Origin of the sequence: Amycolatopsis sp. SB7-3 (genome assembly GCF_041021335.1) — a bacterium.
Lineage (GTDB): Bacteria > Actinomycetota > Actinomycetes > Mycobacteriales > Pseudonocardiaceae > Amycolatopsis > Amycolatopsis japonica.
This window is the reverse complement of record NZ_JBFPJQ010000004.1, coordinates 466643-490907: the sequence shown is the minus strand read 5'-3', so window position 1 is coordinate 490907 and position 24265 is coordinate 466643. Positions and strand designations below refer to the sequence as shown.

Sequence of the window (24265 nt, the reverse complement as noted above, 5' to 3'; positions counted from 1 at the left end):
CCTCCAGATGGTTTCAACTTGCTACCACCTGACGGTAGGGCACTGCGGTTGTAAGATGCAACCATGGTCAAGCGGACGACGTTCGACGAAGCCTCCTGCCCGGTGGCGCGCTCGGTCGACACGATCGGCGACTGGTGGTCGCTCCTGATCGTGCGCGACGCCTTCGACGGCGTGCGCCGCTTCGGGGAGTTCCAGCGCAGCCTGGGCGTCGCGAAGAACATCCTGTCCGCGCGGCTACGGGCGCTCGTCGGGCACGGGGTGCTCGAAGTGGTCCCGGCTTCGGACGGGAGCACGTACAGCGAGTACGTCCTGACGCCGAAGGGGCGGGACCTGTTCCCGGTGATCGTCGCGCTGCGGCAATGGGGCGAGGCGCATTTCTTCGCCGACGGGGAGGCGCGGTCGGAACTGGTGGACCGCGAGGGCGGGCTTCCGTTGCGGGGCCTGGAGATCCGGGCCGCGGACGGGCGTGTGGTCGGCCCGGACGACACCGTGGTCGTGAAGCCGTCCTCGTGAAGCCCAGGCCTCGTGAGCGGTCACGCCAAGTGTCGCGAAAGCCACTTTCGCGACGTCTGATGTCCCGAAAGTGGCTTTCGCGACATGGTTTCCTGCTGCTGTTCGCGGCGAAAGCATCGTTCCTCCCGGGCCGCCGCGTGATCAGAGACGGAACTCGCGTGATCAGAGACGGAACTCGCGTGTTTTGAGGCGGAACTTGCGTGATCAGATGCCGCAGACCGAGTGCGGCACCCCATCACGCGAGTTCCGCCTCCAAGCACATGAGTTCCGTCTCTGATCACGTGAGTGACGAGTTCGTAGATCGGGGCCCTCCCAGGTGAGTCAAGCCTGGAAGGGCCCCGACCGGATACGGGGAGCCCGGAGGGCGGTACCCGACGGAGCCCGAATCACCGTCGGGCCGGATACCTCCCGGCGTCCCCAGGGGGTGGCGGTGGGTGCGGAGGCCCAGCTGCCCACCGCCACCTGAGGGGACCGCGGCCGCCGCGCGCGGCCCCGGTCCGTTCGCGCTCCCGGGTCACCCGGCGGGAACGCGAGCCCAGGGCATCCTTTCCGGCGCCGGAACGGCCTCGGTCGGGGTCTCGGACAGGAAGTCCCGCTCGAACGGGGCGAGGATGTCCTCCCCGATCGGCGTGTCCGCCGTCGAAGGAGCGGGCGCGGGGAACACCGGCTCGGGCACCGGCAGCCGCCGGTCGAGTTCGGCGGTCCAGTGGATCATCGCCTTCGGCCGGTCCCAGCCCGCCGCGCCGATCAACCTGCCGTCGCGGACGAAACCGGTGACCCCGTCGGAAAGTTCGATCGTGTCCTTGCCCAGCGACGGCATCCCGACGGTCTGCAGCCGCGCGTCGTAGAGGGACGACCAGGCGCGGGGGAGCGGTGTGTACGGCCGCGCGTTGCCGCGGCCCAGCATCAGGCTTTCCGCCGCCGCGCGCCCGGATTCGACACCGTTCATCCAATGCTCGACCCGCCGCGGGGTCTCGTCGATCCGCAGGTTCGGCCATTTCGCGACGTCACCGGCGACCACGACGTCCTCCGCCCCGGTGGCGAACAGGGTCGCTTCGCACAGCACGCCGTCGTCGATGGTCAGCTCCGAGCCGCGCAGCCAGTCCACGGCCGGTACGCTGCCGATCGAAAGCACCACGCAGCTGGCCACCAGGAACTGGTTGTTGGTCAGGTGCAGGCCGACCGTCTCCTTGGTGCTGATCCAGTTCCGCACCTCGGTGTTCATCGCAAGCTTCGCGCGATGGTGCTGATGTTCCTTGGTGAGCGCCGACGCGATCCGCTCCCCGAAGCGGTGCAAGGGCGCCTTCGCGTGGCCGATGAGCGTGACGTCCCGGCCCATGTACCGCATCGACGCGGCGAACTCGTTCCCGATCAGTCCGCTGCCGATCACCACGACGGATTTGTTGCTGTTGCCCAAAGCCCGCCGGACGGCCAGTGAATCCTCCACGGTGCGCAGCACCCGGACCCGGGGGTCGTGACGCGGCGAGCCGGGGAGATGGCGGGGATGGACGCCGGTCGCGATGATCAACCCGTCGTACCACAGGGATTCCCCGCCCGGCAGGTGCACCGTGCGCTCCTTGCTGTCCAGCCAGGTCGCGCGGGTGCCGAGCCGCCAGTGGACGTCGAGGTCGACATAGGGCTCCAGGCTCGCGGCCACCGGCTTCACCCCGCCGGTGATGAGCTCCTTCGACACCATCGGCCGGTGGTAGGGCTTCCGCGGCTCGTCGCCGACCAGCACGATCTCGCCGTCGAAACCGAGCTCCCGCAACCGTTCCGCGGAGCGGAGCCCGGCGACGCCCGCGCCGACGATGACGATCCGATCTCCGTCACTCATCGTCGTACGCTCCTTCTCCCTTGACTCTGATGGCTTGTTTCGGGCAGAGCCGCGCGGCGGAGATGGCCTGGTCCAGCCCGTCCCGGTCGACCATCCGGCGGATGCGGAGCTTGCCGTCCGGCCCGATCTTGAAGGTGGACGGCGCCTCCATCTCGCAGAAGCCGAAGATCTCGCACCGCTCGTTGTCGACGCTGACGCGGGTGCCACGCCGTATGCTTCCGAAGATCATCTTTCGTCTCTCCAAGTCTTCAGACCAGCTCTTCGACCAGGCCCAGGCGTTCCAGGTACCGGGTCGGCGTGAACCGCAGCGCGGTCAGCAGCACCACGGGGACCAGCAGGGTGATCCCGCCGAACCACAGCAGGCCGAGATGTCCGTTGGCCATGGCGCCGAAGAACGAATGCAGCGCGGTGATCCCGACCGCCGGATAGGCGAGGCGGTGGATCCACAGGAAGCGCCGATAGGAACTGAACCGGCTGATCCCGCCGGTCAGCGCGACGGCGATCATGACCTCGAGCCCGACGACGCCGAGTTCGTGCCGCGCCAAGGTGCCGGGCAGGAGCGGAATCGAGATCTGCGCCAGGGTGAAACCGTCGGGCAGGAACAGGAACGACATCGCGTGCACGACCCCGAACGACAGCGTCAGGATGCCGAGCACCATATGCGAGTTGCGCAGTGCCTTCCGCCCGGTCAGCGACTTGATCCAGCCGGTCGCGGTGAACACGCCCCAGCACAGGGTGAGGCACATGAAGCCGTACGAGATCCGGGCGGAGGTCTGCGCCATGCCCTTGATGCCGGGGTCGGTGTCCGATTTCTGGGTCAGCACGATCACCACCTCGGACCACTGGTCATACATTGATCTCTCCTGGGGCGCTGGGAACCGGATCCGGTTCGGGGACGGCCGCGCGGTTGCGGGTCCGGGTGTTCTTGGCGCGCAGGGCCCGCAAGGCGAGGAAGAGCCCGCCGCCGAGCGCCACCGCGAGCAGGAGGCCGAGCGCGAAGTCGCCGAAACCGACGTCCATCGCGGCGTTGGCCGAATTCGACTGCGGCACCGGCGCTTCCGGCATCAGCGACTGGTCGACGACACCGGTGCTCTCCAGCAGCGTCATATGCCGCAGCACCGCCTGGTTGGCCGTGGTGGCGTAATCGCGGACGACGTCGTTGCGGGTACCGGCCCTGACCTGCGCGATGATGGGGAACAGCACGCCGTGCGCGTACCGGAGCCGGTTGGCGAAGATCCGGTCGAACTCGGTGTCGTCGCGGGCGGCCTTCATCTCGCCGAGCCAGGCGGACTGCTGATCCGACGGCTCGGCCGGCAGCGCGATGCCGAACCGGTCGGCGATGGCGTGCGTCGCGGTGTCCAGCCTGCCGTGGTCGATCATCAACGTCCGGCCGACTTCGCGGGTGCGCTTGCTCTTCCCGCGTTCCTGCGCCCACATCCCGGCGGGCATTTCCCACAGCCCGGCCAGTTTGACGTTGACGATCAGGTTCTTGTCCGCCGCGGAGAGTTCTTGGGCGTGCGCGTCGCCGACTGGGCCGAAAAGGCTCACCGCGGCCGCGATCAGCAGGACGAGCAGCGGGCGGACGGGTCTGGGGAGATCAGATGCCGAGGTCATCGGCCTGCCAGGTCTCGGCGGTGAGCAGCACTTTCGTCCCGTCCGGCTTGGCGGGGAACCACGCGTCGTCGACGCCCTGCCCGCCGGTGTTGCCGGGCATCGCGTCCTTGGCGTTGCGGTAGAGCGGCCAGCCCGCGAGCGTGACCTGCTCGGTGCCGTCGTCCCTGGTCACGGTGCCGACCAGGGCGCGATCGATCCCGGTCACCACGAGGTCGGGGCCTGCCTTGGCGGGAATCCAGGTTCGCGCACAGGTTTCGGCGCAATTCGATTTGGGCGGATTCACCGTGTCCTTGTCGTAACGGTAGAGCGTGTAGCCGTTGGTGTCGGTGACGATCGGCCCGAGGTCGAACAGGATCGCCGCCGTGACACCGGGGGCGGGTTCGGCCGCGGGGTCGGGCATTCCCGGGATCTGCGCTGTTCCCGCGGTCGAGGCCGCGCCGGGAGAGCCGTTCGGTCCCGCGGTACCGGTGGTGCAGGCGGCGGTCAGCGCGACCGCGGCCAGGACGAGGGGCAGAGGTATGACCGAGCGTGACACGGGGTTCACGGAAATCCTCCTGTCGGGGCAGAGGAGAACGCCATCACCGCGGGGAGATGGTGTGCAGGCAGGTTCAATTCCACTGTGGACATTCAAGAGGGACATCCATGATCCACAGTGGATTCGGCGATGCGGGGGACAGCGCCGGGTCGGGGGTCTTCGGTAGGGGATACGGTCACGGGGAGGGAACGGTTCAAAAAACTTTCCCCCGTGCGATGAACCGGCCGGAACGGTTTTGGTACTGGACTTATCGCCCCTGATCCCACAAAGATGTGCCGCGTGGGACGCCACTCTCGGATACTGCAGCCAATTGTCGATCATGAACCCGCGTCGAACGGGCATGACGACCTCATCAGGGCGTTGTACCAGGAGTTCGGATCGAGCCTGATGGCGTTCGTGCTGAAGCTGACCGGCCACGATCGCCAGTGGGCCGAGGACGTGGTCCAGGAGACGCTCATCAAGGCGTGGCGCAACGCCGGCAAACTCGACCGGCAGCCGGAAATGCTGCGCGCGTGGCTGTTCACCGTGGCCAGGCGCATCGTCATCGACGGCTGGCGGAGCCGGAGCGCCCGCCCTCAAGAGGTGGAGGAACTGGAGTCGGATTCGATCGGAGTGCCGGACGAATCGGAGAAGACGCTCGCGGCCATGATCGTTTACGAGGCCCTGCGCAATCTTTCCCCGGAACAACGTGAAGCCGTCCAGCAGACCTACCTGCGTGACCGCACCGTGAACGAGGTCGCGGCGACGCTCGGGGTTCCGCCGGGTACGGTGAAATCGCGGATCCACCACGCTGTGCGCGCGCTGCGCAGGGCGCTGCAGGAGCGGGGGTGAGCGAGGTGTCCGGAGCCGTCCACACGGATATCGCCGCCTACGTGCTGGGCGTCCTCGGCGAGGAGGATCACGCCAGGTTCGAGGCGCATCTGCTGGAGTGCCCCGAATGTCAGGTCGAGCTGGTGGAGATGTACCACCTGCCCGACATCCTGGACATGGTCAAGAAGAGCTGGCCGGATCCGCCCGTGAAGGGCCCGGGCCCCCGGGTGCTGCGGATGCTGCTCGCGGACGCCGCCAAGGCGGGCCGACGGCGCAAGGTCATCCGGCTGGCGACGGCGGCCGCCGTGCTCGTGCTCGTCGTCGGCGGGCCGCTCACGGTTCTTTCGCTCACCGATCGTGAGCCGGTCGTCACGCAGGCCGCGCCTTCCGTCGTGACGTCGGTGGTGCCGTCCCCGTTGTCGTCACGGGAACGCGAGACGGGCCCGGACGGCGGCGCCGCCCCGTTCGGCTGGTCCGAGGCGGGCAACGCCGTCGCGGCCGAGGTCACGGTGCAGGAGAAGGAGTGGGGCAGCGCGGTCGAGCTCGAACTGCGCGGCCTCATCGGGCCGATGACGTGCCAGCTTTTCGCCTACTCCCACGGCGGAGAGGCGTACGTCGTCAACAACTGGAGCGTGCCGTCCAAGGGGTACGGCGTGCCGGGTTCCCCGGATCCCCTCGTCATCACCGGTGCGACGGCGTTGCAGAAGGCCGACATCGAACGGTTCGAGGTGCACAAGCGGGACGGCACGGTGCTGGCCGTCGTGCGCCGGTAAGTCATATAACGGAAAGATAACGGACGGATCGCGTTTTGAACCGGATCCACGCGGGAGCCGTATCTCCAGATAGCCGGATCTGAATCGGCGGGCGAACAGAAGGGTTCGCCGCGAATGCGGCTATTCCCCGTATTCGACGAATGCGTGGCTCATGCCCGGGCGCGGGTGACCGGCGTGTCCGGAAACGAATGAGGTGAGCAGCCAATGGCACGAAATCAAGGGCGCCATCGTATCGCCCGCAGGACCAAGATCGCGACCGCGTTGCTGGGCCTGTCGATCGCGGTCGGCGGGCTGGTGGTGTCCACCACGGCCGGTGACCCCGAGCGCGCCTCCGCGGACGAGGTGGACAAGTCGCAGTTCGTGGACATCACGAAGGTGCGGCCGAACGTCGACGAGCCGCGGCCGGGCCGGAACGCGTCCACGGGTTCGTTCACCGTCGACTGCGGCAGGAACGAGAACGGGCATTTCAATCCCGACAACTTCATCGCGCAGCCGGGTATCCGCAACGGCGCCCAGCATCTGCACGATTACGTCGGAAACCTGTCCACGAACGCGGATTCGGACAACGACAGTCTGCTGGGCGCCGGAACCACCTGCGCGAACGGCGACGAATCGGCGTATTTCTGGCCGGTGGTGCGGATCGACACCGGGGAAGAAGCCGGAAAACAGCGGAACCGGAACGACGAGCAGGAGCAGGTTCGGCTCGAAGAACCGAACGCGGACAACGAACTCGCCGGCAACGACGGTGAGATCCAGCGTCCCGCGGTCGTCGACATCACCTTCAAGGGCAACGCCCGCGAGAAGGTGAAGGAGATGCCGAAGTTCCTCCGGATCCTTTACGGCGACGCGAAAGTCACCACGAACGGCCCCGCCAACGCGCGGGAGAGCTGGACGTGCACCGGCTTCGAGAACAGGCTCGTCAAGCAGTACCCGATCTGTCCCGAGGGCAGCGACGTCAAACGGGTGCACACGTTCCCGAGCTGTCTGGACGGGAACAACATCGACAGCGAGAACCACCGCGACCACATCAAGTACCCGGACGAGAACGGCGAATGCGCCGACGGCCTGACCGCCGTCCCGGAACTCACCATCTCGCTGACCTACGAGATCCCGCGGCAGATCCAGGTCAACGGACAGTACAAAGTGGACTCGTTCCCCGAGGAGGATCACAACCCGTTCTCCGACCACGACGATTTCGCGAACGTGATGCCGGGCCGGGTCATGGACCGCCTCGTCGACTGCGTCAACGAAGGCCGCAAGTGCCGCGAATGACGCCCTGAAGCGGAAGCAGGATCCTGCGAAGAGAAAGGAAGAAACTCCGGCCCGGCGGGTCCCCCCTACACCTCACCCACCCGCCGGGCCGGCCCTACCCGGAAACCGATCGACACAACTGAAGAACGCTCCGCAAGCATGCACCCCGCTCTGCCGGCGGCTTCCCGAGGGAAGCTCGCCGGCAGGGCTTTTTCGGTAGGTTGGCCGCATGGGTGAACAGAAGGACCGCATGCTGCGCGGCGAGCTGTACCGGGACAACGACCCCGAACTGGTCGCGGATCGCAGGCGCGCGCAGGCACTCGTCGACCGGTTCAACGGCACCGGCGCCGAGGAGACCGGTGAGCGGGACACGATTCTGCGTGAGCTGCTGGGAAAGCTCGGCGAGGGTTCCTGGATCATGCCGCGGTTCCAGTGCGACTACGGCTACCTGATCGAGATCGGCGCCAACAGTTTCCTCAACTACGACGCCATCCTGCTCGACTGCGCGCCGATCAAGATCGGCTCGGACTGCTCGATCGGGCCGCGCTGCCAGCTGCTGACCGCGCTGCACCCCATGGAAGACCACGAACTGCGGCGGCAGCGCTGGGAATCGGCCGCGCCGATCACCATCGGGAACAACGTCTGGTTCGGCGGCGGGGTCATCGTCTGCGCCGGGGTCACCATCGGGGACGACGTGGTGGTGGGCGCGGGCAGTGTCGTCACGCGTGACCTGCCGTCGAAGGTGTTCGCCGCGGGCAACCCGGCCCGCGTCATCCGGGAGCTCTAACGGTCGACCGGCGTGATCTTGGTGCGACGGCTGTGCTCGAACACCATCGAGGTGCGCACGTCGGCCACCTCGGGACGTTCGGTCAGCTTGTCGATCACGAAGGCGTAGAGGGCGTCGTTGTCGGGCACCGCGACATGCAGGATGAAGTCCTCGGTCCCGGTGGTCACGTAGAGCCCGACGAGGTCGGGCAGCGCGTTGACCCAGTTCCGGAAGCCCTCGATGTTCCGCCGCGAGGGCGGGCGCACCCGCACCGCGATGAGCGCCTGCACCCCGCGGCCGATCGAGGGCAGGTCCACGTCCAGCAGCGCGCCGCGGATCACGCCGCGTTCCCGCAGCCCGCGCGTGCGGTCCAGCGCCGTCGTCGGTGAAACGCCCACCGCGGCGGCGACTTCACGGTTGGTCTTCCGTGCGTCCGACTGCAGTTGCGCCAGGATCGCCTTATCAAGTTCGTCCAACTGCGCCATCGTGGCCCTCTCGCCGTATTAAGTACGAACACGGTGGACTGTACTCGTACGTCCTCCTAGCTTGGCCTTGTTCATCCGTCGAAGTGAGCAGGAGACCAGCTGAATGTCCGAGTACGATACGGCCATCGGATTCGCCCCCGAGGAGATCGACTTCACCGCGTCCACCCGGTCCGCCCGGCTGAAGTGGGTGATCGTGGTCAACAGCGAGCTGCCGCCGGGCCGCGCGGTCAACGCGGCGGTCTGCACCGCCGCCGCCACCGCGCGGGGCGTCACCGGACTCCTCGGCGACGAAGCGGTCGACGCCGGCGGCGAGCACCACACGGGGTTGCCCTGGATCGGCTGCTCGATCCTGTCGGCCGACGCCGGGAAGCTGCGGGCCATTCGTGCCAAGGCCGCGGCCTCGCCGGGCTGCCACGTCGCCGACATGCCCGCCGTCGCCCAGCAAATCCGGGTCTACACCGACTTCCTCGCGACGATGAAGGAGATCCCGACCGAGGAGATGGACTACTGCGCGATCGGTATCGTCGGCCCGCGCAACCGGGTCGACAAACTGGTCGGGAAGCTGCCGCTGATGCCGTGACTCAGCCTTCGAGCAAACCCCGCAGCGCCTCGGTGAACTGGGCGGGGTTCCGCTGCGGCGCCAGATGCGCGCCGGGTACCTCCGTGAACGGCAACCCCAGCTCCAGCGCGAGAACCTTCGCGGGCTGGTAGTGGTAATGCCCGCGGCTGCCGACGCCCGCGACGGGGACGATCTCGGTCCTGCTCCTGCGCAGGGCCCGCAGATCGGGAAGGTAGTCGAGGATCTCGGCCAGTTCGCGGCCGAACAGCCGCTTCCAGTCCTCTTCGTTCGGCAGCCGGATCGCGCGCAGTTCGGGCAGCGCGGCACCGGCGATCCCGTCGGTGAACCGCTTGAACGCCCCCATCAGGTCGCCCGCCTGGGCGAGCCGGACCTGCGCGTTGGCCTCGTCGAGCCAGCCGAGCGCGTCGGGCAGCAGCTGGATGGCGGGCGGTTCGTGCGCGATCAGCATCGTCGCGGCGTCGGGATAGCGGGCGACGAGGTCGAGGCCGATCATGGCGCCCGCGCTGGTCCCGAACACGCTCGCGGGGCCGCCGCCGACGTGCTGGAGCACCGAGTGGGCGTCGTCGGCCTGCTTCGGCACGCTGACCGGGCCGGTGCTGGTGTCCGTGCTGCGGAAATGGCCGCGCCGGTCGTAGGTGACGACGGTGTAGTCGTCCGCGAGCAGTTTCGTCATCGCCCGGAAGGTGTCCGCCGAGCCCAGACCGCCCGCGATCAGGAGCAGAAGCGGCCCTTCGCCGGTGCTGCGGACGTACAGCTCACCGTCCTCGACCGGACAACGACTCTCCGAGATCATGGCCGAAGTCAAGCACAGCGCGTCCGGCCGCTCACTCCGAGGCCAGCCGCCGCAGGATGCCGGTCGCGTCGGCGACGATCGTCTCGATGAGGTCGCCGACCGCGGGCAAGTCGCCGAGCAGGCCGACGACCTGCCCGGACGCCAGCACCCCGGCGCTCCGGTCGCCCTCGACCAGGCCGGCGCGCAGCAACATCGGCGTGTTGGCGGCCATCAGGATCTGCGACCACGTCCGGTCGCCGCCGCGTTTCATCCGCAGCCCTTCGGTGGCCAGCGAACGCCACGACAGCCCGGTCAGCTTCCGGAACTTCGCGGCGTTGCGGGCGGCACGGGCGAGCCCGCTCACCGGACCGGCGGATTCGAGCGCGTCGACCAGTTCCGTCCGGAGCACGCGATGCGGCATGCCGTCCACCTTGCGGGTGACGACGGTGCCGTTGAGGTCACGGGCGAGGTACGCCTGTTTGATCTCGTCGGGGACGGTGCTTTCCCTCGTCAGGAGGAACCGGGTGCCCATGGCGACCCCGGCCGCCCCGTAGGCGAGCGCGGCGGCCAGCCCCCGCCCGTCGAAGAAGCCGCCCGCCGCGACCACCGGGATGTCGACCGCGTCCAGTACCGAGGGCAGCAGGAGTGTCGTCGCGACCCCGCCGGTGTGCCCGCCGCCCTCGCCGCCCTGCACGATGACGGCGTCGGCGCCCCAGCCCGCGACCTTCTCCGCATGCCTGGCCGCGCCGACCGAAGGGACGACGAGGACGCCGTTGTCCTTGAGCCGCGCGATCATGTCCTTCTTCGGTGCGAGCGCGAAGGACGCGACGCGGACTTCCTCGGTGATGAGCAGCTCGACCCGGCGCGCGGCGTCGTCGGCGTCGGCGCGGAGGTTGACCCCGAACGGCTCCGACGTGCGGCTCTTGACCTCCTTGATCGCCGCCGCCAGCTCGTCGTAGGTCATCGTCGCGGACGCGAGGATGCCGAGGCCGCCCGCTTCCGCCGTCGCGGACACCAGCCGCGGCCCGGCGACCCAGCCCATCCCGGTCTGCACGATCGGGTGCCGGATGCCCGCCAGCTCGGTCAACGCCGTTTTCATGACGGAACTTCCTTGTCCCGCAAGGACTTCGGATCCAGACTGGTGCGGATCAGGAGCAGCTCGGTCTCGGTCGGCAGCCGGGTCTCGGTGACACCGTCGGTGCTCAGCGGGAACGACGTCGCCTCGAGGACCTCGTCCACGGAAACCCCTGGGTGTACGGAAAGCAGCCGCGGCGCGTGGTTTTCGCCGCCGAAGTCCAGGACTCCGAGATTGGTGACGATCCGATGGACGTCGTGGTGCCGCAAGCCGGCCGCACGCGCCCGGGCGTAACCGACGCCGGACACGACGTCGACCTGATCGACGAAAACCCGCTTGCCGTGCCTGGGAACCCAGTAGCTCGTGCGGTGGTTGGCCGTGTTGCCCGGCCCGCCGCGTACGCCGAGAAGTTGTTTCTTGGGCTGGGAATGCGCGCCGATCGCCGAGATGTTCTGGTTGCCCTCGCCGTCGATCTGGTTGGCGCCCATCACCACGTGCCGCTTCCCGCGTGGCACCACGGTGTCGAGGACCTTGCGGAACGGCTGCCAGCCTTCGACGACGGCGTCCGGCGTCATCAGATACGCCTCGCCGTCGGACAGCAGGATGTCCGGCTCGAACGTCAGCCTGGCCAGCCGCGCGCCCAGCGACGGGATGAACCCCATGGGGCTCACCACGATTTCGCCGTCACCGCGGAACAATTCGGCACAGGCCACGACGGCCACTTCGGCACGGCTGATGTCACTCACGCGGACTCCCCGAACTCGGCGACGGCCTTCTGATAGTGCGCTTCGTCCCCGGACAGGAACCTGTCGACGAATTCCGGCCACGCGTCGAGGTCCTTGGCCGATGCGGCGTAGTGGCGCTGGAAACGTTCGTCGCGGCCGTAGTCCGGGACGGCGGTGGTGAAATGCGCGCCGTTCGGCGTTTCGGCCACCCCGGTGACCAGCATCCGGCTCAGCAGCAGGCTCTGTACCGGGCCCGCTTCGGTGAGCTCGGCCGTCTCGACGATCTTTTCCGTGGACACGTAACACTTGTCGGCGGCGAGGGCGAACAGTTCGTCGAAGTACGGATCCGGTCCGAGGTACTGCGCGTTGCCCCGGGCGTCGGCGCGGTTGAGGTGGACGAACGCCGCGTCGAGCTTGAGCGCGGGCACGGCCAGCAGTTCTTCGGCGTCGTCGTACGGCGAGCGGACGGTGCGCAGCGACGGGTTCAGGTCCATGACGCCGGAGCCGAGGCCCGCCCGCGTCGGCAGGAACGGAAGTCGTTGCGCGGCAGCGGAAAGACCGGTGCCGAACACGCCTTCGTCGTATTCGGTGACGGTGATCGACCCGGATTCCCGCGCCCGCGAGAACCACGGGTCGTAGGGGATGGTGTCGAGGGTGACGAAGCCGAAGACGAGATGCTTGAGCTTGCCCGCCGACGCCAGCAGTCCGACGTCGGGGCCGCCGTAGGAGACCACGGTGAGATCCTTGACCGGCGAGCGCAGGATCGCGCGCACCAGCGCCATCGGCTTGCGCCGCGAGCCCCAGCCGCCGATCCCGATCGTCATGCCGTCCTTCAGCTCGGCGACGATCTCGTCCGGCGTCATCCGCTTGTCGGCCATCACTTCCCCTTACCGTCCAAGAATTCCTGGCGCGCGCCGTCCGAGACGCCCGCCAAGTTGAGTTCGAAGGTGAATCCCTGCTCGAAGCGGTAGCTGCGGTGCACGGGCTGGACGTCGATGCCGTTGATGGCCTGTTTCGCGGCACGGATCACGCGGGTGTCCTTCGCCGCGATCTGCCGGGCGACGCCGAGCGCGGTTTCGTCGAGTTCCTCCCGCGGGACGACGGCGTACACCGAACCGTGGTGGTGCAACTGGGCCGCGGTGATCGTGGAAGCCGTGTAGTACAAGGCCCGCATCAGATGCTGGGGGACCAGGCGCGCGAGATGGGTCGCCGCGCCCAGCGCGCCGCGATCGACCTCGGGCAGCCCGAAAGTGGCGTCGTCACTGGCGACCACGACGTCCGCGTTGCCGACCAGACCGACCCCGCCGCCGAGGCAGAAACCCTGTACCGCGGCGATCACCGGGACCGCGCAGTCGTACACCGCGGAGAACGCCGCCGCGCAGCCCTCGTTCGCGCCGATCAGCGCGCCGTAGCCCGGATCGCGCTGGATCTCCTTGATGTCGACCCCGGCGTTGAACCCGCGGCCCTCCGCGCGCAGCACCACCACGTGGGTCGCAGGGTCGCGCCCGGCGTCGGTGACGGCGGAGGCGAGGGCGAACCATCCCTTCACGCTCAGCGCGTTCACCGGGGGCGCGTCGACCGTGACCACGGCGATGCCGGGCTCAGGTGAGTGGGTGGAAACGGTCATCGGGCACCCTTCTCCGCTACCAAACCTAGCACTTGCTTGGTACGTTAGCAGGACGTCCGGCCCGGGTACAGCGACCGTGAAGGAGGCCCGGCATGGCACTCGAACTCCGGCTCGATGGCACCGTGGTGCTGGTGACCGGTGGGGTCCGCGGCGTCGGCGCCGGTGTCACCAGGACTTTCCTGCGTGCCGGCGCCGAAGTCGTCACCTGCGCCCGCACCGAACCCGAGCGGCCGGTGTGCGCCGGGGAGAAGGCGTCGACCTTCATCTCCTGCGACGTCCGGGACGCGGGCGAGGTCGACGCGCTCGTCGAGGAGATCGTCCGGCGCCACGGCAGGATCGACGTGGTGGTCAACAACGCGGGCGGCGCGCCGTATGCCGAGGCGGCGCACGCCTCGCCGCGGTTCCACGAGAAGATCGTCGCGCTGAACCTCCTGGCGCCGCTGGCCGTCGCGCGTGCGGCGAACGCCGTCATGCAGGAACAGGACAGCGGCGGCGTCATCGTGAACATCAGCAGCGTCAGCGCGACGAGACCGTCGCCGGGGACGGCGTCCTACGGCGCGGCGAAAGCGGGCCTGGACAACCTGACCGCGTCGCTCGCCGTCGAGTGGGCGCCGAAGGTGCGGGTCAACGGGCTCGACGTCGGCATGGTGCGGACGGAGCACTCGCATCTGCACTACGGCGACGAGGCGGGGATCGAGGCCGTGGGCGCGACCGTCCCGTTAGGACGGTTGGCGGATCCGGACGAGATCGGTTCCTGTGCGGTGTTCCTGGCGTCCCCGCTGGCCTCCTATGTCAGCGGCGCCTGCCTGACCGTCCACGGCGGGGGAGAGGTGCCTGCCTTCCTCACCGCGTCCAATTCCCTGGTGAAAGAACGAAAGGAGCCGGTGTGAGCGGGATCGCCGACGGCCGGATCGTGGTGGTGACCGGAGCCGGTCGCGGTATCGGACGGGCGCACGCGCTCGCGTTCGCCGCCGAGGGCGCGCGGGTGGTGGTGAACGATCTCGGCGCCGGGATCGACGGCAGCGGCGGATCGGCCGGGCCCGCGCAGGACGTCGTCGACGAGATCGAGGCGCTCGGCGGCAAAGCGGTGGCGAACACCGACGACATCGCCTCCTGGGACGGCGCCGCGGCCCTGGTGCGGACGGCCGTCGAAACCTTCGGCGGGCTGGACGTCCTGGTCAACAACGCGGGTTTCCTGCGCGACCGGATGCTGGTCAACCTCGGCGAGGACGAATGGGACGCCGTCATCCGCGTCCACCTGAAGGGGCATTTCGCGCCGACGCGGCACGCCGCCGAATATTGGCGGGCCGAGGCGAAAGCGGGCCGGACGCGGGCGGCGCGGGTGATCAACACCAGCTCCGGGGCCGGTCTGCTCGGCAGCGTCGGACAGGGGAACTACGCGGCCGCGAAGTCCGGCATCCTGGGCCTCACACTGGTCGCGGCGACCGAATTCGCGCGCTACGGCGTCACCGTGAACGCGATCGCCCCGGCCGCCCGTACCCGGATGACCGAAGTCGCCTTCGCCGACGACATGGCCGCGCCGGACGACGGTTTCGACGCCATGGCACCGGAGAACGTGTCGCCGCTGGTGGTGTGGCTCGGCAGCGAGGAGTCGTCCGGGGTGACCGGCCGGGTGTTCGAGGTCGACGGCGGACGCGTCTCGATCGCGCAGGGCTGGCGGCACGGCGCGGTGCGGGACAAGGGTTCCCGGTGGTCGCCGGGTGAGCTTGGTCCTGTGGTGGCGGACCTGCTGGCGGAGGCACCGGTCCCTGAACCCGTTTACGGCGCTTAGGTCTTCGGTGCCGTTGGTCGTGAGTGGCGTTTCGGGTTCTAACCCGAAACGCCACTCACGAGGCGTCCCGCGTCAGGTCCCGCGTCTCGGGCCACGGCCGGAACCCGCCCGATTTGTAGGTCGTCACGGCGCCGACGTTGGAACTGGGCGTGTTCACGGCCGCGCTCGACGAGCCGAGCTCCTGGAGCGCGGCCGCCGCGGCGACGGTGATCGCCCGGCCGTATCCGTGACCGCGCCGGTCCCGGTGCACGCCCATCGGTTCGAGCAAGCCGGGCTTGCCGGGACCGGCCGACCACACGGCCACCGCCGCGACGGCGTCACCTCGGTCGTCGAAGCCGAGCAGACACCGGGCATCGGCGTACGGCGCCGCGGCCGCCATCGTCCGCCACGTTTCGGCGGTGAACGTCGATCCGCCGAACGCCGCCCCGATCACGTCGGCCCACGCGGCAGCCAGGTCGGGTCCGACCGTCTCGATCCGCAGGTCCGGGGCCTTCACCGGCTCGGTGAGGTCGAGGCTCAACGGCGTCCATGGCTCTTCCTCGTCGGCGTGCCAGCCGTGTCCGGGCAGCACGTCCTGGAGCAACGCGTCCATCGGCGCCTCGACGGAAACCTGCCCGGCGGGCAGGACACCACGCTCGGGCGCGGCCACGTCCTCGGCCACCCGCCGTGCCAGTTCCTCGTCCCGGCGGACGTCCGGCGCGGTCGTGAGCCGCAGGAGGTCGGCCCCGTCCAGGAATCCGACGGCGAGGATCCGGCCGTCCCGGCGCCAGATCCGGACCGCCTCGGCCGTCGCGGCCGTGCCTTTACGCCAGTACCAGCCGAGGTCACCGGGATGCAATTGCCAAGCCACGCCTTCGGATTGCCACTCCCGCAGCGCTTCGACGGCCTCGGTCAGTCCGTCGGGTCCCGGCTTCTCCAAGCTGATCACCATCTCGTGATCACACACCATGCCGAGAGCGGCCGCATCCGGTTTTCGGCCAGGCAAGATGAGGGAGTGAAGTCACTTCAGCGCCGTCTCTGGGAAGCGGTCGAGCCGCTGCACGCCGTCGTCTACTTCGCCCCGGAGACCGCGGCCGCGGCGAAGGCGGCGGGACTGCCAGGCTGGTGGATGGGCTACTTCGCCGGCCGGGTCGCGCCGCTCGGGCCGCTGCCGGAACCACCCGCGACCGCGATGCTCTTCGGGTTCGCGCCGAGGATGGTCGCGCGATCCCTGCCCGACGCGTGGAAATACGCCGAACCGGCGGTCGTCCTCCAGAGCCGGATGGAGGCCGTCGAGGAGGCCTTGAACCGGATCCTTCCCGCCGACGCGCTTCTCGGGGAACTCGCCGATCTGCTCGAACAGGCCATCGCCGGCTGCGATTACGCGGCCAGGCCGCTCGCCGCCGCCTGGTCCTCCGTCGCCAGGCCCGCGACGACGGCGGGCCGGGTCTGGCTCGCGGCGACGGTGCTGCGCGAGCATCGCGGGGACGGCCACGTGCTTTCCGCCGTCACCGCCGGGCTGCGCGGGCTCGACACGACACTGACCCACATCGGCAGCGGGGCGGTGACCCGCGAGGTCATCCAGATCAACCGCGGCTGGTCCGACGACGAGTGGGACGCGAGCGTCGCGCGGCTGTCGGAACGAGGAATCCTCGACGGCGATCTCAGGCTCACCGGCCCGGGAATCGAGCTGCGCCAACGGATCGAGGACGAGACCGATCGCCTCGCCGCCGGCCCGCTCGACGCCTTGGGGGAGGACGGGGCGGCCGAGGTCGTGCGGATCGCCGTCCCGCTGAGCCGCCGCATCTTCGACGCCGGCGCGATCCCGCTGCCGAACCCGATGGGGGCGCCGCGGCCCTGACCGCTCGAAAACTGTCGGACCCCGATGGGACGCTGGTGCGCATGGCGACGTGGCAGCAGTTCAGTGAAGAGGCACCCGCGCTGGCGGAGAAGATCAAGGAACGGTTCACCGCGGCGAAGTCGCATGTGCTGGCGACGGTCCGGCGGGACGGTTCGCCCCGGGTCAGTGGCAGTGAGGTCGATTTCCGTGAGCAGGATCTGCTGATCGGTTCGATGATCGGCGCGATGAAGGCGAAGGATCTCCAGCACGACGGCAGGTTCGCGATCCACGCCGCCTCGGCGATCGACGAGGGCGGCGCGGACGCGAAGGTGTCGGGAAAGGCCGTCGAGATCACCGATCCGGCCGAGGTCGCCCGCCTGCAGGGCGACGACGGGGAGGCGCACGTCTTCCGGCTCGACCTCACCGAGGCGGTGCTGACCTGGGTCGAGGGCAACACCATCTATTTCGACTTCTGGAAGGAGGGTCAGGGGCTCAAAAGGCTCGCGAGGCCGGACAACGGTCCGGTGGTCGAGGTCGACACGCCCTAGTCGCTAGATCCGTTCGATGATCGTGCCGGTGGAAAGCGCGCCGCCGGCGCACATCGTCACCAGCGCGGTGCTCGCGTCGCGGCGTTCCAGTTCGTGCAACGCCGTGGTCAGCAGGCGGGCGCCGGTGCTGCCGACGGGATGCCCGAGCGCGATCGCGCCACCGTTCACGTTGACCTTGGCCTCGTCGGGCCGGTGCACCCGTTGCCACGACAACACGACCGAAGCGAACGCCTCGTTGACTTCGAAGAGGTCGAGGTCGCCGATCGTCATCCCCGCCTTGGCGAGGACGCGTTCGGTCGCCTGCACGGGGCCGTCGAGGTGGTAGTACGGCTCCGCGCCGACCAACGCCTGCGAGACGATCCGCGCCCGCGGTTCGAGGCCCAGCGCCTTGGCCCGGTCCGAGTCCATCAGGAGGAGCGCGGCCGCGCCGTCGGAGATCTGCGACGACGTTCCGGCCGTGTGCACGCCGCCTTCGAGGACGGGCTTGAGCTTGGCGAGGCCTTCGACGGTCGTGTCGCGAAGTCCTTGGTCGCGCGCCACCAGCCGGGTCTCGCCGGTCGGCGTGCCGTCCTCGCCGAGCACCGGTGCCTTCACCGCGACGACCTCGCGGTCGAAGTGGCCCGCGGCCCACGCGGCGGCGGCCTTGGCCTGCGACTCGGTCCCGAACCGGTCGACGTCGAGGCGGGTGATCCCGCGGCGTTCCGCGATCCGCTCGGCCGCGCCGTACTGGTTCGGCATGTCGATCGACCACGACTGGGGCCTCGGCGTGCCGATGCCCTCGCCGCGGTTCGCGCCCAGCGGGACCCGGCTCATCGCCTCGACGCCGCATGAGACTCCGGCGTCGATAGCGCCCGTCGCGATGAGCCCGGCGATCAGATGCGTCGCCTGCTGCGCCGAGCCGCACTGGGCGTCGATGGTCGTCGCGCCCGTGGTCTCCGGGAGGCCGGCGTGCAGCCACGCGGTGCGCGTGACGTTGCCCGCCTGCTCGCCCGCCTGGGTCACGGCCCCGCCGATCGCCTGCTCGACCAGCGCGGGATCCAGTCCCGCGCGTTCGAGCAGGGCGCGCTGCGCGGCGCCGAGGATCTCGGCGGCGTGCAGCCCCGCCAGGTGCCCCCTGCGCTTGCCGATAGGGGTGCGGACCGCCTCGACGATCACCGGACTACCCACGTTCGCCTCCTGGGAAACACTGTTCACTACACAGAAAGTAGAACACGTTCTCGATTTGGGCAAGCCGCCCCAGAGTCGGCCGGATTTTGATCACTGGTCGCCGTTCCCGCTTTTTGCAGGGAACGCAAGATCCGCGCGAGCCGAGTAAACGGGTTTCACTGAAACTCTTCACTTGGTAAACGCCGTATGCTTCAATCGGGTCTAGAACGTGTTTCATTGGCGAACCGCGTAGGAGGTAGCCCGTGGCCGCTCCCCTGATCCCCGCCGGTTTCGATTTCACCGATCCGGATCTGTACGCCACCAGACTGCCTCTGGAGGAGTTCGCCGAACTCCGCCGCACGGCGCCGGTCTGGTGGAACCCTCAGCCGCACAACACCGCGGGCTTCCGCGATGACGGCTACTGGGTGGTCAGCCGGCTCGATGACGTCAAGGCGGTGTCGAGGGACAGCGAGCTGTTCTCCTCGCGGGAGAAGACCGCGATCATCCGGTTCGACGAGAACATGACCGACGACAGCCTCGAAGCCAACCGTCTGGTCCTGCTCAACATGGACGCCCCGCAGCACACGAAACTGCGCCGGATCGTGTCGAAGGGCTTCACGCCGAGGTCGATCGCGAAGCTCGAGGACACCCTGCGCGATCGCGCGGAGCGGATCGTCAGCGAGGCCAAGAAGAAGGGCTCCGGCGATTTCGTCGTCGACGTCGCGTGCGAACTTCCCTTGCAGGCCATCGCCGAACTGATCGGCATCCCGCAGGAAGACCGCCTGAAGATCTTCGACTGGTCGAACCAGATGGTCTCCTACGACGACCCCGAGTACGAGGTCGAACCGCTCGCCGCGTCGGCGGAGATCGTCGGCTACGCCTGGAACATGGCCGAAGAACGCCGCAAATGCCCCATGGACGACATCGTCACGAAGCTGGTGCAGGCCGACGTCGACGGCGAATCGCTGGCGTCGGACGAGTTCGGCTTCTTCGTCATCCTCCTCGCCGTCGCCGGCAACGAGACCACGCGCAACGCGATCACCCACGGGATGAAGGCGTTCCTCGATCACCCCGATCAGTGGGAGCTGTACAAGAAGGAGCGCCCGAAGACCGCGCCGGACGAGATCGTCCGCTGGGCCACCCCGGTGGTCGCCTTCCAGCGCACCGCGACCCGGGACACCGAACTCGGCGGGCAGCACATCCGCAAGGGCGACCGGGTCGGGATGTTCTACAGCTCAGCGAACTTCGACCCGGACCACTTCGACCAGCCCGAGAAATTCGACATCCTCCGCGAGGACAACCCGCACGTCGGCTTCGGCGGCACGGGTTCGCACTACTGCATCGGCGCCAACCTCGCGCGGCTGGAGATCGACCTGATCTTCAACGCCATCGCCGACGTCATGCCGGACATCGCCGAGCTCGCCCCGCCCGACCGCCTCCGGTCGAGCTGGCTCAACGGGATCAAGCACTACCAGGTCCGCTACGCCTGACCGGCCGCGCCCGCGCTCGTGGGGCACCATGGGGTCATGGGTCCCCACGTACAGGTCGACGTCGAAATGTCCTTCCGGGTCACGAAACCCGGCCCCGCCGCGTTCGTGATCGCGCTCGCCGGTGGGGCCGGGCAAGAGGAGTTCGCCTATCCCGCGCCGCCGCGCCAGGTGGCGTTCGAACACGGGACCCGGGCCCAGGTCGTCGATCTGCCGCCCGGTGACCACGTCGTGCGGTACCGGGCCGAACGCACGCTCGACCCGGCCGACGCCGAGCCCGTCGGCCTGGACGACGTCATCCGCTACACCAGGCCCAGCCGGTACTGCCCGTCGGACCGGATGGGCGGGCTCGCGCTGTCCCGCTTCGGCGGCCTGCCCGACGCGCGCGCCCAGGTGGAGGCGATCGTCCGGCACGTGGGCGAACACCTGTCCTATGTGGTCGGTTCCGGTTCCCCGACCGATGACGCCGTCGACACCTACCTCGCCGGGGAAGGGGTCTGCCGCGACTACGCGCACGTCTGCATCTCGCTGTGCCGCGTGCTCGACATCCCCGCCCGGTTCGCCGCCGTCTACGCGCCCGGACTGTCCCCAATGGACTTCCACGCCGTGTTCGAAGCCGCGATCGACGGCCGCTGGTACGTGTTCGACGCCACCGGCCTCGCGCCGAGGCAGAGCCTCTGCCGGATCGCCACCGGACGGGACGCCGCCGACACCGCGTTCCTCTCCACCCTCGGCTGTGAGCTGGACTTTCTCGGCAACACCGTGCTGGCGACCGCGGGTCCGTCGCTGCCGGAAGACGACGGCTCGGGGCTGATCGCGCTCGCTTGATCGCGTGTTGCGCACGAGCCGTGACCTCGCTGAGGTAGACATTGGCGTGTGAGGGAGAAGAAGGCACCGACGAAATGGAAGCGGCTGCGCGCCCGCTACCGCTGGCTGGACCACGTGGCGCGGGCGGTGAACCGCTACATCGAGTACGGCGGTTACCACTACGTCGCGTCGATCACCTATTTCAGCCTGTTCTCGCTGGTGCCCATCCTCATGGTCGCGGTTTCGGTGGCGGGTTTCGTGCTGGCGAGCCAGCCGCAGCTGATCGAGTCGATGCTGAACGCGATCACCGGCACCCTGCCCGGCGGCCTCGGCGACAAGGCGGGGGAGCTGCTCACCGGATTCGTCGAGCAGCGCACCAGCGTCGGGATCATCGGTCTGATCATCGGCTTGTACTCCGGCTGGAACTGGATGAACTCGCTGCGGGACGCGCTCACCGCGCTGTGGGGCCAGAACCGGTCGGATCTCCCGCTGCTGCGTACGATCGCCGCGGACCTGCTCGCGCTGCTCGGCCTCGCGAGCGCGCTGCTGCTCTCGTTCGCCATCACCATCTCCGGCTCCGCGCTCGGCCGGTACCTGCTGGGGCTGGCCGGGGTCGACGACACCGCCTGGGGCCACAACGTGCTGTCGGCGATCTCGATCCCGTTGGCGCTGCTGGCGAACTGGCTCGTGTTCCTTTGGGTGCTCACCCGGCTGCCGCGGAAACCGGTCGGGGTCCGCAGCGCGATGCGCGGCGCGGTCGCGCTGGCGCTGGGCTTCGAACTGCTGAAGCAGGCCGGTGGGATCTACCTGCGCCTGATCGGGAACTCGCCGACCGGGGTCGCGTTCGGTTCCATCATCGGTCTCATTTTCTTCATCTCGCTGGTGGCGCGGATGCTGGTGTTCGTGACGGCCTGGACGGCGACCGCGCGCGACGCCCCGCCGGATCCGGTGAAGCCGCCGCCTCCCGTGGTGGTCCGGCCGGTGGTCGCGGCCCCCGACCGGCATGGGCTCAAGCCGGCACTGGTCGGCGCGGTGACCGGGGTGGTCGCGACCCTGGCCGCGCAACGCCTCCGGCCCCGGCGTCGCTCTTAGCTCGGCTTCGCCGACCCCACCACCCACATCGAGAAGAACTGCGAACCGCCGCCGTACGCGTGCCCGAGCGCGATCCGCGCGCCGTCGACCTGGTAGTCCCCGGCCCGGCCCATCACCTGCTTGGCCGCCTCGGAGAACCGGAGCATCCCGGACGCGCCGATCGGGTTCGACGAGAGCACCCCGCCCGACGGGTTGATCGGCAGCCGCCCGCCGAGCGCGGTCTCGCCCGCCTCGGTGAGCTTCCAGCCTTGGCCCTCGTCGGTGAAGCCCAGGTTCTCCAGCCACATCGGCTCGAACCACGAGAACGGCACGTAGATCTCGGCGGCGTCCACTTCGGACAGTGGGTCGGTGATCCCGGCGTCGCGCCACAACGCGGCCGCGGCGTCCCGGCCCGCCTGGGGATTGACCTGGTCGCGTCCGGCGAACGTGGTCGGCTCGGTGCGCATCGCGGTCGCATGGATCCAGGCCGCGCCACCGGGGACTGCGTCGCCCGACGCCTCGTCGCCGATCACCATTGCGCACGCGCCGTCCGAGGACGGGCACGTCTCGTCGTAGCGGATCGGATCCCACAGCATCTGCGACGCCTGCACCGACTCCACGGTGATGTCGGCCTGCCGCAGATGCGCGTACGGATTCAGCGCGCCGTTGCGGCGGTCCTTGGCCGCGACGATCGCCCCGACATGGTCGGGCGCGCCGGATCGCCGGATGTAGGACCGCACGTGCGGCGCGAAGTACCCGCCCGCCCCGGCGCCCACCGGCATCTGGAACGGCGGCAGGATCGACAGACCCCACATGGCGTTCGATTCGGACTGCTTCTCGAACGCCACGGTCAGTACCCGCTGGTGCACGCCCGCCTGCACCAGCGACGCCGCCACGAGCGCGGTCGACCCGCCGACCGAACCCGCGGTGTGCACGCGCAGCAACGGTTTCCCCGTCGCGCCGAGCGAGTCGGCGAGGAACAGTTCGGGCATCATCACGCCCTCGAACAGATCCGGCGCCTTGCCGAGGACGACGGCGTCGATGTCGTCCCAGCCGGTCCCCGCGTCGAGCATCGCGCGGTCGATGGCCTCCCGGAGCAGGCCCGGCATGGACACGTCGGTGCGTTTGGCCTTGTGGTGGGTCTGGCCGGTTCCCAGTACGGCCGCGAGGTGCTTCACGAGAGGACCTCCAAGGTCGCGACCAGGTTCTGCTGGAGGACGGGGCCGCTGGTCGCGTGGGCGAGGGTCTTGCGCGCGCTGCCGTCGAGGACGCGGTTCGCCGCCTCGCCGATCCGCGCCAGCCCCGCCGAGAACATCGGATTACCGGTCAGGACACCGCCGGAGGGATTGATCCGCACCTGGTCGCCGAGGCCGAGTGCCTCACGCAGGATCAACTCCTGATGGGTGAACGGCGCGTGCAGTTCGGCCACTTCGACGCCGTCGAGGTCGAGGGCCCGCCCGGCGGCCGCCGTCGACGGCGACTTGGTGAGGTCCCGGACGCCGAGCGCGGGGGAGTCGACCCGGTGCTCGATCCCGGTGATCACCGCCGGGCTGTCGACGAGGTCCGCCGCCCGCTCGGCCGACGCGAGCACGAGCACGGCGGCACCGTCGGTGATGGGCGCGATGTCGTGGGCCCGCAACGGATCCGCGAAGTACGGGGCGTCGAGCAGCTCCGCGACTTCGACCGTTCCGGAGAGCTGCGCGGCGGGATTGCCGGCGGCGTCGGCGCGGCTGCGCGCGGCGACCTCGGCGAGATCCTTTTCCGACCACAGCCCGGATTCCAGTCCCAGCCGCGCCTGGATCCCGGCGATGCTCACTGAATCCGGCCACAACGGCGCGACGACGTAGGGATCCATCTGCAGGGCGAGCACCCGCCGCAACTGTCCGGCGGACGACTTGCCGAAGCCGTAGACCAGAGCGGTGTCGACCTTGCCCATCCGGATCTTCAGCCACGCCTCGTACAACGCCCACGCGGCGTCCATCTCGACATGCGACTCGTGGATCGGCGGGAAGGCACCGATGGCGTCGACCGCGGCGATGAACGAGAACGCGCGGCCGGCGAGGTAGTCCGAGGAACCCGAGCACCAGAACCCGATGTCCTCTTTGGACAGACCGGTGCGCTCGAAGACCTCGGCGAAGATCGGCACCAGCATTTCCACGCCGTTGGTGGTGCCCGGGGTGCTGCGGACGTTGGGGGCCTGCGCGAAGCCCACGACTGCTACATCTGGCACGGTGG

At 69.1% G+C, this 24265-nt stretch carries 28 protein-coding genes; 13 read left to right on the top strand and 15 right to left on the bottom strand.

The window, feature by feature from the left end:
- Positions 1 to 63: 63 nt before the first annotated feature.
- A complete protein-coding gene (locus AB8M46_RS29885) occupies positions 64 to 513 on the top strand; it encodes a winged helix-turn-helix transcriptional regulator (protein ID WP_378413913.1) in 450 nt (149 codons plus the stop codon).
- 514 nt (positions 514 to 1027) lie between these two features.
- Here AB8M46_RS29885 and AB8M46_RS29880 read toward each other — a convergent pair.
- From AB8M46_RS29880 to AB8M46_RS29860, 5 genes are read right to left on the bottom strand one after another with little or no spacing between them, the layout of a single operon-like run.
- Entirely contained in the window at positions 1028 to 2347 is a 1320-nt protein-coding gene (locus AB8M46_RS29880; RefSeq protein WP_378423074.1) for an NAD(P)/FAD-dependent oxidoreductase, read from the bottom strand.
- Positions 2340 to 2576 (bottom strand): ferredoxin, encoded by a 237-nt coding sequence (locus AB8M46_RS29875; RefSeq protein ID WP_007033644.1) that lies wholly within the window; start codon positions 2574 to 2576, stop codon positions 2340 to 2342. Before AB8M46_RS29875 ends, AB8M46_RS29880 begins: the two co-directional genes overlap by 8 nt.
- A 19-nt stretch (positions 2577 to 2595) precedes the next feature.
- Positions 2596 to 3201, bottom strand: coding sequence for a ferric reductase-like transmembrane domain-containing protein (locus AB8M46_RS29870; protein ID WP_037343607.1), 606 nt, complete (start codon positions 3199 to 3201; stop codon positions 2596 to 2598).
- On the bottom strand, positions 3194 to 3961 hold the full coding sequence (locus AB8M46_RS29865) for a DUF4142 domain-containing protein (RefSeq protein ID WP_037343608.1): 768 nt from the start codon (positions 3959 to 3961) through the stop codon (positions 3194 to 3196). The genes AB8M46_RS29870 and AB8M46_RS29865 overlap by 8 nt, the downstream gene beginning before the upstream one ends.
- Complete coding sequence (locus AB8M46_RS29860; RefSeq protein ID WP_037343610.1) at positions 3945 to 4505, bottom strand: hypothetical protein; 561 nt, start codon at positions 4503 to 4505, stop codon at positions 3945 to 3947. The genes AB8M46_RS29865 and AB8M46_RS29860 overlap by 17 nt, the downstream gene beginning before the upstream one ends.
- A gap of 270 nt (positions 4506 to 4775) precedes the next feature.
- Here AB8M46_RS29860 and AB8M46_RS29855 point away from each other — a divergent pair, with 270 nt between their 5' ends.
- The 4 genes from AB8M46_RS29855 to AB8M46_RS29840 all read left to right on the top strand — a co-directional run bounded on the left by AB8M46_RS29855 (position 4776) and on the right by AB8M46_RS29840 (position 8117).
- The gene (locus AB8M46_RS29855) at positions 4776 to 5327 is read left to right on the top strand and encodes a sigma-70 family RNA polymerase sigma factor (RefSeq protein WP_034317190.1); all 552 of its coding nucleotides are present in this window, start codon (positions 4776 to 4778) and stop codon (positions 5325 to 5327) included.
- Complete coding sequence (locus AB8M46_RS29850; protein WP_350594384.1) at positions 5324 to 6079, top strand: zf-HC2 domain-containing protein; 756 nt, start codon at positions 5324 to 5326, stop codon at positions 6077 to 6079. The genes AB8M46_RS29855 and AB8M46_RS29850 overlap by 4 nt, the downstream gene beginning before the upstream one ends.
- Before the next feature lie 204 nt (positions 6080 to 6283).
- A complete protein-coding gene (locus AB8M46_RS29845; protein ID WP_394362368.1) occupies positions 6284 to 7351 on the top strand; it encodes a DUF1996 domain-containing protein in 1068 nt (355 codons plus the stop codon).
- Between the two features lie 208 nt (positions 7352 to 7559).
- A complete protein-coding gene (locus AB8M46_RS29840; RefSeq protein WP_016332884.1) occupies positions 7560 to 8117 on the top strand; it encodes a sugar O-acetyltransferase in 558 nt (185 codons plus the stop codon).
- Here AB8M46_RS29840 and AB8M46_RS29835 read toward each other — a convergent pair.
- Positions 8114 to 8581, bottom strand: coding sequence for an Lrp/AsnC family transcriptional regulator (locus AB8M46_RS29835; RefSeq protein ID WP_037343615.1), 468 nt, complete (start codon positions 8579 to 8581; stop codon positions 8114 to 8116). The genes AB8M46_RS29840 and AB8M46_RS29835 overlap by 4 nt on opposite strands.
- Positions 8582 to 8684: 103 nt before the next feature.
- Here AB8M46_RS29835 and AB8M46_RS29830 point away from each other — a divergent pair, with 103 nt between their 5' ends.
- Positions 8685 to 9161 (top strand): DUF2000 domain-containing protein, encoded by a 477-nt coding sequence (locus AB8M46_RS29830; RefSeq protein ID WP_394362367.1) that lies wholly within the window; start codon positions 8685 to 8687, stop codon positions 9159 to 9161.
- 1 nt (position 9162) lies between these two features.
- Here the strand turns inward: AB8M46_RS29830 and AB8M46_RS29825 are convergent, their stop codons facing one another.
- The 5 genes from AB8M46_RS29825 to AB8M46_RS29805 are packed head-to-tail and all read right to left on the bottom strand — an operon-like array spanning position 9163 to position 13360.
- Positions 9163 to 9954, bottom strand: coding sequence for an alpha/beta fold hydrolase (locus AB8M46_RS29825; RefSeq protein WP_394362366.1), 792 nt, complete (start codon positions 9952 to 9954; stop codon positions 9163 to 9165).
- Positions 9955 to 9985: 31 nt separating this feature from the next.
- Positions 9986 to 11032, bottom strand: coding sequence for an NAD(P)H-dependent flavin oxidoreductase (locus AB8M46_RS29820; RefSeq protein ID WP_394362365.1), 1047 nt, complete (start codon positions 11030 to 11032; stop codon positions 9986 to 9988).
- Positions 11029 to 11754, bottom strand: a complete 726-nt coding sequence (locus tag AB8M46_RS29815) for a CoA-transferase subunit beta (protein WP_394362364.1) — start codon at positions 11752 to 11754, stop codon at positions 11029 to 11031. The genes AB8M46_RS29820 and AB8M46_RS29815 overlap by 4 nt, the downstream gene beginning before the upstream one ends.
- Complete coding sequence (locus AB8M46_RS29810) at positions 11751 to 12611, bottom strand: CoA transferase subunit A (RefSeq protein ID WP_394362363.1); 861 nt, start codon at positions 12609 to 12611, stop codon at positions 11751 to 11753. The genes AB8M46_RS29815 and AB8M46_RS29810 overlap by 4 nt, the downstream gene beginning before the upstream one ends.
- The gene (locus AB8M46_RS29805; RefSeq protein WP_073846855.1) at positions 12611 to 13360 is read right to left on the bottom strand and encodes an enoyl-CoA hydratase family protein; all 750 of its coding nucleotides are present in this window, start codon (positions 13358 to 13360) and stop codon (positions 12611 to 12613) included. The genes AB8M46_RS29810 and AB8M46_RS29805 overlap by 1 nt, the downstream gene beginning before the upstream one ends.
- A 92-nt stretch (positions 13361 to 13452) precedes the next feature.
- Between AB8M46_RS29805 and AB8M46_RS29800 the strand changes: the two genes are divergently transcribed.
- Both AB8M46_RS29800 and AB8M46_RS29795 read left to right on the top strand, forming a co-directional pair.
- Entirely contained in the window at positions 13453 to 14250 is a 798-nt protein-coding gene (locus tag AB8M46_RS29800) for an SDR family oxidoreductase (protein WP_394362362.1), read from the top strand.
- Positions 14247 to 15152, top strand: a complete 906-nt coding sequence (locus AB8M46_RS29795) for an SDR family oxidoreductase (protein ID WP_394362361.1) — start codon at positions 14247 to 14249, stop codon at positions 15150 to 15152. Before AB8M46_RS29800 ends, AB8M46_RS29795 begins: the two co-directional genes overlap by 4 nt.
- A gap of 55 nt (positions 15153 to 15207) precedes the next feature.
- Here the strand turns inward: AB8M46_RS29795 and AB8M46_RS29790 are convergent, their stop codons facing one another.
- Positions 15208 to 16083 (bottom strand): GNAT family N-acetyltransferase, encoded by an 876-nt coding sequence (locus AB8M46_RS29790; RefSeq protein ID WP_394362360.1) that lies wholly within the window; start codon positions 16081 to 16083, stop codon positions 15208 to 15210.
- Between the two features lie 63 nt (positions 16084 to 16146).
- On the opposite strand from AB8M46_RS29790, the gene AB8M46_RS29785 reads away from it, so the two are divergent.
- Positions 16147 to 16992: a hypothetical protein gene (locus AB8M46_RS29785; RefSeq protein WP_394362359.1), complete on the top strand. Its 846-nt coding sequence runs from the start codon at positions 16147 to 16149 to the stop codon at positions 16990 to 16992.
- 41 nt (positions 16993 to 17033) lie between these two features.
- Positions 17034 to 17519, top strand: coding sequence for a pyridoxamine 5'-phosphate oxidase family protein (locus AB8M46_RS29780; protein ID WP_394362358.1), 486 nt, complete (start codon positions 17034 to 17036; stop codon positions 17517 to 17519).
- Positions 17520 to 17522: 3 nt separating this feature from the next.
- Here the strand turns inward: AB8M46_RS29780 and AB8M46_RS29775 are convergent, their stop codons facing one another.
- Positions 17523 to 18686 carry a steroid 3-ketoacyl-CoA thiolase gene (locus tag AB8M46_RS29775; protein ID WP_394362357.1) on the bottom strand — a complete coding sequence of 388 codons (1164 nt, stop codon included), beginning with the start codon at positions 18684 to 18686 and terminating at the stop codon, positions 17523 to 17525.
- Between the two features lie 242 nt (positions 18687 to 18928).
- Between AB8M46_RS29775 and AB8M46_RS29770 the strand changes: the two genes are divergently transcribed.
- From AB8M46_RS29770 to AB8M46_RS29760, 3 genes are read left to right on the top strand one after another with little or no spacing between them, the layout of a single operon-like run.
- Complete coding sequence (locus AB8M46_RS29770; RefSeq protein WP_037343634.1) at positions 18929 to 20155, top strand: cytochrome P450; 1227 nt, start codon at positions 18929 to 18931, stop codon at positions 20153 to 20155.
- A gap of 36 nt (positions 20156 to 20191) precedes the next feature.
- Positions 20192 to 20980, top strand: coding sequence for a transglutaminase family protein (locus AB8M46_RS29765; RefSeq protein ID WP_125736514.1), 789 nt, complete (start codon positions 20192 to 20194; stop codon positions 20978 to 20980).
- A 48-nt stretch (positions 20981 to 21028) separates the two neighbouring features.
- Positions 21029 to 22051 (top strand): YhjD/YihY/BrkB family envelope integrity protein, encoded by a 1023-nt coding sequence (locus AB8M46_RS29760; RefSeq protein ID WP_125736513.1) that lies wholly within the window; start codon positions 21029 to 21031, stop codon positions 22049 to 22051.
- Here the strand turns inward: AB8M46_RS29760 and AB8M46_RS29755 are convergent.
- Positions 22048 to 23208 carry a thiolase domain-containing protein gene (locus AB8M46_RS29755; RefSeq protein WP_378413943.1) on the bottom strand — a complete coding sequence of 387 codons (1161 nt, stop codon included), beginning with the start codon at positions 23206 to 23208 and terminating at the stop codon, positions 22048 to 22050. The two genes, AB8M46_RS29760 and AB8M46_RS29755, sit on opposite strands and share 4 nt — an antisense overlap.
- Positions 23205 to 24260: a thiolase domain-containing protein gene (locus AB8M46_RS29750; protein WP_394362356.1), complete on the bottom strand. Its 1056-nt coding sequence runs from the start codon at positions 24258 to 24260 to the stop codon at positions 23205 to 23207. The genes AB8M46_RS29755 and AB8M46_RS29750 overlap by 4 nt, the downstream gene beginning before the upstream one ends.
- Positions 24261 to 24265: the final 5 nt, after the last annotated feature.